The sequence below is a fragment of the Tissierella sp. genome (assembly GCF_052089545.1).
Classification (GTDB): Bacteria; Bacillota; Clostridia; order Tissierellales; family Tissierellaceae; genus Tissierella_A.
This window is the reverse complement of sequence record NZ_JBQDAA010000130.1, coordinates 1-6786: the sequence shown is the minus strand read 5'-3', so window position 1 is coordinate 6786 and position 6786 is coordinate 1. Positions and strand designations below refer to the sequence as shown.

Annotated in this window: 7 protein-coding genes and 1 pseudogene; all 8 read right to left on the bottom strand. The window is 29.7% G+C overall.

Going from position 1 to position 6786, the window contains the following annotated elements; genetic code table 11:
* Nucleotides 1-230, bottom strand: a pseudogene (locus tag ACTHW2_RS09330) (diaminopimelate epimerase); the annotation flags it as partial.
* A 10-nt stretch (nucleotides 231-240) separates the two neighbouring features.
* Nucleotides 241-1533 carry a diaminopimelate decarboxylase gene (gene lysA, locus ACTHW2_RS09325; protein ID WP_442263666.1) on the bottom strand — a complete coding sequence of 431 codons (1293 nt, stop codon included), beginning with the start codon at nucleotides 1531-1533 and terminating at the stop codon, nucleotides 241-243.
* A 196-nt stretch (nucleotides 1534-1729) separates the two neighbouring features.
* The gene (locus ACTHW2_RS09320; protein WP_442263665.1) at nucleotides 1730-2143 is read right to left on the bottom strand and encodes a carboxymuconolactone decarboxylase family protein; all 414 of its coding nucleotides are present in this window, start codon (nucleotides 2141-2143) and stop codon (nucleotides 1730-1732) included.
* Between the two features lie 281 nt (nucleotides 2144-2424).
* The gene (locus ACTHW2_RS09315; RefSeq protein WP_442263664.1) at nucleotides 2425-3285 is read right to left on the bottom strand and encodes a hypothetical protein; all 861 of its coding nucleotides are present in this window, start codon (nucleotides 3283-3285) and stop codon (nucleotides 2425-2427) included.
* A gap of 179 nt (nucleotides 3286-3464) precedes the next feature.
* Nucleotides 3465-3851 (bottom strand): DUF302 domain-containing protein, encoded by a 387-nt coding sequence (locus tag ACTHW2_RS09310; protein WP_442263663.1) that lies wholly within the window; start codon nucleotides 3849-3851, stop codon nucleotides 3465-3467.
* 172 nt (nucleotides 3852-4023) lie between these two features.
* The gene (locus ACTHW2_RS09305; protein WP_442263662.1) at nucleotides 4024-4245 is read right to left on the bottom strand and encodes an SHOCT domain-containing protein; all 222 of its coding nucleotides are present in this window, start codon (nucleotides 4243-4245) and stop codon (nucleotides 4024-4026) included.
* A 65-nt stretch (nucleotides 4246-4310) separates the two neighbouring features.
* Complete coding sequence (locus tag ACTHW2_RS09300) at nucleotides 4311-6278, bottom strand: copper-translocating P-type ATPase (RefSeq protein ID WP_442263661.1); 1968 nt, start codon at nucleotides 6276-6278, stop codon at nucleotides 4311-4313.
* A gap of 5 nt (nucleotides 6279-6283) precedes the next feature.
* Complete coding sequence (locus ACTHW2_RS09295) at nucleotides 6284-6730, bottom strand: copper ion binding protein (RefSeq protein WP_442263660.1); 447 nt, start codon at nucleotides 6728-6730, stop codon at nucleotides 6284-6286.
* Between the last annotated feature and the right edge of the window lie 56 nt (nucleotides 6731-6786).

The following is a 6786-nucleotide window of genomic DNA, read 5'->3' as shown; positions in this document are numbered from 1 at the left end:
CCATTTCCACACATTTCTCCTTCACTACCATCTGAATTGAAAAAATGCATTCTGTAATCTCCATTATTTTTATGATTATCGACAAACATAATCCCATCTGCTCCTATTGATAATCTTCTTGCACAAAGTTTAGAAGCTAGATAAGAAAATTTTCCTTTTGGTATTTTTTCAATAATATTATTGATTATTATAAAATCATTTCCTGCTCCATTCATCTTTGTAAATTTCATTTTTATCCCCCTACATCCAAGAAGCTAAAATTTCATTTTTAATCATATCTTTATAACTTTGTCTTTTTATTATTAAACTATCTTTCCCATCCTTTACCAGTACAGCAGCAGGTATTGGGTTTTTATTATAATTGTTAGCCATTGAATAGCCATAAGCCCCTGTTGAAAAAACAGCTAATATATCTCCAGCCTCTGCTAGTGGAATTTTTATGTCTTCAATTAAAATATCACCAGATTCACAACATTTCCCTGATATACTTACTAGGTCATCAGCTTTTTTATCAAATTTATTAGCAATAACTCCATGATATTTTGCCTCATAAAGTGCAGGTCTTATATTATCAGTCATTCCTCCATCAACAGATACATATTTTTTAACACCACTAATATCTTTTATACTTCCAACTGTATAAAGTGTTATCCCTGCTTCGCCAACTATGCTTCTACCAGGTTCAATTACGATTGATGGTCTATTCATTTCAGATTTTTTAAAATAACTTTCAATTTTCTCCATCATTGGATCTAAAAAATAGGAATATGGCTTTCTTTCTTCATCAGTATATTGTATACCAAATCCTCCCCCAACATTTAACTCTTTTATTTCATAATTAAACCTTTTCTTAATTTCTTCTATATAATCTAATATTATGTCTAAAGCTTTAAGATGCGAAGTATTATCAAACAACTGTGAACCCACATGAAAATGTAATCCATAAAAATTTACCCAATCAGAATCAATAGCATCTTTTATTGCAGGATAAAACACATCATCATCTAGGGGTATTCCAAATTTTGAGTCTTTTTTCCCTGTGACAATATAATCATGTGAATCACTCTTTACACCTGGTGTTATTCTATATAGAACATTTACTTTTTTGTTTTTATTTTGACAGATCTCTTCAATAAGTTTTAACTCTTGTAAACCATCTATGATTATCCTACCAACACCATATTCTATTGCCATATCCAATTCTTCAGGAAGTTTGTTATTTCCATTAAACTCTATTCTTTCAGCTGGAAATCCTATATCTATAGCCGTATATAGCTCACCCCCAGATACAACATCAAGACTTAAATCCTCTTTTTCCATAAGTTTAAGTATTGCTTTTATGTTTAATGCTTTTGAAGCATAAGCAACCCTAGTGTTTTTATACTTATGAATAAAGCAATCTTTTAATTCATTAATTCTAGATACCATCTCTGTTTGTGAATAAACATACAGTGGCGTTCCATATTTTTTTGCTAAAGATACAGTATCACAACCATCAAAATATAAGTTTCCTTTTCTGTTTTCTATAATCAAATTAAATTCTCCTTTGTTTTAAAATTATAAGCAAGTTTTACTTAGTATATAAACTTGTTAATTTCTTTTTTATATCTTAATAAAAGTTATTTACTATTTTAACATAAAAAACAGGTGAAAGTATAATTTAAATTATACTTTCACCTGTTTTCTTTAAATAATTACTTATAATTATCTTTTATTTTAAGGTTAATACTTAATTGTTGGACTTTTGAATGTTTATTCCACGTTCGTCAAATATTTTTTGAGCAACCTTTAAAGCATTAAGTACACGTGGGAATCCTGTATATGGAAGAAGGTGTACAATACAGCCAACAATTTCTTCTGGTGTTAATCCAACATTAAGCCCAGAGTTTATGTGTATCTCAATTTGAGGCATTCCTTGAGAAACAAGGCTTGAAATAGTTGTAAGTACTTTTTGTTTATTATCTAATCCTGGTCTAGAATAAATATCTCCAAAAGCAAACTCGACAACATATTTACTTAAATCAGGAGCAATATCTTTAAAAGCTTCACCTATTTCCATTTCTCCTGTTGGGTTTTTGGCATCATGTGATACAGTAAACTCTTGTATCTTTTTTATACCTTTTTCATAACGATCATTTGACATTTGAAAACCTCCTTAGTTTAACTTTCTTTTTAAGTTTAAAAATAATATTGAAATATATCTCATTAAAAAAATTGTATCAATTATATACTTTTAAAGCAACTATACTGGTAAAAATCAAATAGGGCTAATTTCTAAAGCTTTAGAAATTAGCCCTATTTGATGAGATTATTTTGTGTTTATAGATTAAAGATAGTTCTTTATTTTAATTTTAATTTATAATAATAGATATAAGATCATTAATAAATAATAATATTAATAGCCTTATAAATACTATTATATTTTTATTGCTTATTATAATTTATATTTCCTTCATTGTCAGTCCATCTTATAGAAATTGAACGATCTTTATCATTTGAAGCTGTATAAGAAAGAACATTGTCCATTATAGTTTCCATTGGATCTATATCATATCCTAAAGATTTTATTTCTTCAATATAAGAAGCAATATCTTCTCTTCCTATATTTTTAAAACCTATCGATACATTATTGTTGTTTAAAGAGACACTTGATATTTGTGCTTTTATTGGTGGAATATCATCCATTGAATCCTCAGGCCAATCCATACTTTCCGACATATCTAGCTCTATGGGTTCTTCATCTTTTTCGTCATCTTTTGATTCAAAATACTCTTTGGCTGCATCATTATTTCTACTAAGTGTAATAGATCCATATTCCTCTTCTGGTTGGTAGCTAAAAATTACAGCTGTATTATCATCTTTAACTCCCATATACATAACACTATCATTACTTTTATTTAATGTTCTTTGTATATAACCCATATCTATTAATTTCTCCATATAATTAGGTCCGCCGTTTTTCTTATCAAAATTTAGTATAACCGATGTTGAGTCTTCTTCTTTTAAATCAGTTATATTAATTATTGTAGCTTTAGGCTTTGGTAGTGATCCCATGCTTTCTTTAGGCCACTCTAAATTTTCACCTGTCTTCATGGATCCATCTTCTGTTTCAATAGAAACTCCATCTTTTGTATCTACATCAACTTCACCATCTGTAGCTTTCTCTACTATCTTTTCACCTATTTTATTTCCGATCTTCTCCTCAATCTTATCTGCACATCCTACAGAAAAAAGTGAAATACTTATGAGCATTGTTATTATTATTATACTTTTTTTACTTTTCATTGTTATTCCTCCTTACTCCGAAAAATAAATATACTATCAATAAATCTTATATTTATTCTTTACCCAATTAAAGCGATGAATAACAATGTAAGACAATTATATTGGACTACAGGTTCTAAAACACTTTAATTTATAATCGTAATAAAAGTACTATTCATAAATTTGATATTATAACCTTTTTAAATTGAATCTTCAATTGATTTTTTAAGAGATTCTCCAACTTTTTTTGCAACTTCGTTTAAGTCATATTCATTAAAGAGTCCTATCAATTTTTCTGGATTTGTCATTCCTATATATGTTCTATTGTCTTCAGTCCTTACTACCATTTTACAAGGCAATACATAACCTATATGAATATTTTTTTCTAATACTTCTTTTGCTTGTTTTGGATTACAAACTTCAAGTACTACAAAATGATCCTTAAATTCTAATCCTTTCTCGCCAAGTTTATCCTTAAAATTTAACTCCCATAATACTCCAAAACTATTTTCTTTTAGATTTTCTTTCAAAGACTCAATTGCTTCATTTAGACTTTTATCTGTTTTCTTTTCATAAACTATATCCATGATTTTTACCTCCTTAGGCTTCAAATGCTAATATTCTTCATTTATTTTTCTAAGTTTCTTTTTATATTCCTCTTCTGATATCTCTCCAAATGAACCATCCACTAGTTCTATTTCTAAACATTAATCATATCATTAAACCAGTTCCCCCAATATCTATACATTTAATCACCTCTTAGTCTTTCAGAACTTCTTTTCTTCTATTATATTCTTCCTCGTCTATTTCACCGTTTACATATCTTTCATTTAATAAATCAATTGCACTAGCTTTTGTGCCAGAAACATTTGAATTTTTCTCATTTTTATTGAAAATGTTTATTATGAAATATGCAATCATACCAATTATTATTAAACATAATAATCCTCCTACAAACATTCCATATCCTCCATACATCATGAAATCAACCCCTTTTATTTTCTATATTAATTATACTAATTTAATATGAGTAAATTATTTCTAACTTATTTAGGTTTAAATCCTTTTAACCTTAAAGCATTTGTAAGGACTGATACAGAACTTAGTGACATAGCAGCTGCCGCAAACATTGGATTTAATCTTGGTCCTCCAAATACGTATAGTAAACCTGCTGCTAGAGGTATACCTGCGACATTGTATGCAAACGCCCAGAACAAATTTTGTTTTATATTTCTTATTGTTGCCTTACTTAGCTGTATAGCTGTTACTACATCCATTAAATCACTTTTCATTAGAACTATATCTGCCGATTCCATTGCTACATCCGTTCCTGAGCCTATAGCTAATCCAACATCAGCCTGAGCTAATGCTGGTGCATCATTTATTCCATCTCCTACCATTGCCACTTTTTTACCTTGTTTCTGGAGTTTTTTAACTTCATTAGCTTTATCCTCGGGCAATACCTCAGCTAATACTATATCTATACCAACTTGCTTTGATACCGCTTCAGCTGTCATTTTATTATCACCTGTTATCATAGCTACCTTTATACCCATGTCATGTAATTTTTTTATTGCTCTTTCACTACTTTCCTTAACCGTATCTGCCACCGCTATTACTCCTGCTAACTTATTATCTATTGCCATGAACATTGGTGTTTTGCCTTCATTGGCTAAATCATCTGATTCTTTTTGAAAAGTTATTTCTATTTTTCTATCATTCATTAATTTTCTATTTCCTAATAATACAACTTTATTATCTATTTTTACTTCTATACCATGCCCTGGAATTGCTTTAAAATTATCTACTTTTTTAAATTGTAATTTCTTTTCCTCTAAACTTTTTACTATAGCTTCTCCCAAGGGATGTTCTGAACCTTTCTCAGCAGAACCAGCTAATTGTAGTAATTCATCTTTAGAAAATCCCTTTGACGATACTATATCTGTTACCTTTGGCTTACCTTCTGTTATTGTTCCAGTTTTGTCAAACACTATTGTTTCTATTTTATGAGCTGTTTCTAGAGGGACACCTCCTTTAATTAACACTCCATATTCTGCCCCCTTACCTGTTCCCACCATTATTGCAGTAGGAGTTGCTAAACCCAATGCACAGGGACAAGCTATTACTAAAACTGCAATAAATATTGTAAGTGCAAACACTGATGATGCTCCAGTTAAATACCATGCTATACCTGCTGCTATTGCTATAAAAATAACTACAGGTACAAAATATCCTGATATAACATCCGCCATTTTAGCAATCGGAGCTTTTGATCCTTGAGCATCTTCAACTAATTTTATAATCTGGGCTAAAGCTGTATCTTTACCTACCTTTGTAGCTTTAAATTTGACTATACCATTTTTATTCAACGCTGCACCTGTTACCTTATCTCCCATCGTCTTTTCCACTGGGATACTCTCTCCTGTTAGCATTGACTCGTCAATTGAAGTATGACCTTCTGTTACAATTCCATCTACTGGAATCTTTTCTCCTGGTTTAACAAGTATAATATCTCCAACCTCTACCTCTTCTATAGGTATTGTTGTTTCCTTATCTTTATGGATAACTGTTGCAGTTTTAGGCTGTAAATTCATAAGTTCTTTAATCGCTTCTGAGGTTTTCCCCTTTGAAACTGACTCAAGATACTTCCCTAAAAGTATCAAGGTAATTATAACTCCTGCAGTTTCAAAGTATAATTCATTGGCAAAAATTATATCCCCATTAACAATTTGTATTAAAGCATATACACCGTATATAACAGCTGCTGATGTACCAATTGCTATAAGAGAATCCATATTAGGATTAGCTCTAAATAAAGATTTAAATCCAACAGTATAAAATTTATATCCTGCGATAATAACTGGTATTGTTAATATTAGTTGTGTTAATCCAAAATTAAAAGGGTTATACTCTGGATTTATTAATTCTGGTATTGGTAAACCTAGCATATGTCCCATTACTATATATAATAATGGAATAGAAAACACTGCTGATACTATGAACTTTTTCCACAAGATTTTTATCTCTTTTTGTCTTCTTTCTTTTCATCATCTACTTGATCTTCTGACTGCATTTCTAATGGTTCATATCCTGCAATTTCTATGGCTTTCTTTATTTCTGATATTCTTGTATTATATGGGTCATATGTGACTTTAGCTTTTTCTGTTGCAAAATTTACATTAACCTCACTTATACCTTTAAGTCTTTTAATTTCTTTTTCTACAGTTTGAGCACAAGAAGAGCAAGTCATCCCTTTAATTGGTATTGTCACTTCTCTAATGTCTTTACTATTTTCTACATTATAACCTGCATCTTTAACAGCTTCTTTTATATCATCTATACTTGCATTCTTTTCATTGTACTCTACATTTAATTTCTCTGTTGCAAAATTTACATTTACATTTTTTACACCTTGAATCTTTTTTACTGATTTTTCAATTGTATTAGCACAAGAAGAACAACTCATGCCTACGGTAGATGTCAATATAGTTGACGCATTAATTTTAAATTAATTAATTATTT

Coding starts and splice junctions, on each gene's coding strand:
- ACTHW2_RS09320 (WP_442263665.1), bottom strand. CDS start 2,143: ATGTCAAATGATCGTTATGAAAAAGGTATAAAAAAGATACAAGAGTTT.
- ACTHW2_RS09315 (WP_442263664.1), bottom strand. CDS start 3,285: ATGAAAAGTAAAAAAAGTATAATAATAATAACAATGCTCATAAGTATT.
- ACTHW2_RS09310 (WP_442263663.1), bottom strand. CDS start 3,851: ATGGATATAGTTTATGAAAAGAAAACAGATAAAAGTCTAAATGAAGCA.
- ACTHW2_RS09305 (WP_442263662.1), bottom strand. CDS start 4,245: ATGATGTATGGAGGATATGGAATGTTTGTAGGAGGATTATTATGTTTA.
- ACTHW2_RS09295 (WP_442263660.1), bottom strand. CDS start 6,730: ATGAGTTGTTCTTCTTGTGCTAATACAATTGAAAAATCAGTAAAAAAG.